General features: G+C 33.5%; 1 protein-coding gene. It reads right to left on the bottom strand.

Translation table 11 applies throughout. The features are described 5' to 3' along the window. The coding region (locus CYP26_RS10325) for a hypothetical protein (RefSeq protein WP_181000899.1) at positions 1-448 on the bottom strand (448 nt) is incomplete at both ends.

Genomic DNA, 448 nt, shown 5'->3' with positions numbered 1-448 from the left:
CCCATAGCCTAAAGTGACTTGGTCTTATAGCAAAATCATCTAATTTTTCGCATTCAACCTTTGTAGTATTTGTTGCTGGATCAAGATGAGAAATTCTAAATTTTACGCTTTTATAGGCTCTATCAATACTAATGCCTGATAACAAAATATCAGTTACGCCATTAAATGTTATATCTTGTTCATATAAATTTGTTGGAGCACTGCAAGACTCAACCAACTCTACTTTTACATCTACTGGAGCATCTGGTACTTTTTTGTTGCCATCTGTATCATAGTTTGTGATATAGACATTAAATGGCGTAGAAACGATTTTGGTTAGAAGTCTATTTTTAAATTTAGTTTTAAAAGTTGCCGAGCCATCGTCTTGTCTATTGCTTGCGACGAAATTATTTGGACTGGCACTAACGCCTAAAGTAATGTTGTAATTTTGATTGCTACATCTTCTTAT

Source organism: Campylobacter concisus, from assembly GCF_002913225.1.
Classification (GTDB): Bacteria; Campylobacterota; Campylobacteria; order Campylobacterales; family Campylobacteraceae; genus Campylobacter_A; species Campylobacter_A concisus_J.
Note: the sequence above shows the minus strand (reverse complement) of the source record. Positions and strands in the feature narration are given on the sequence as shown.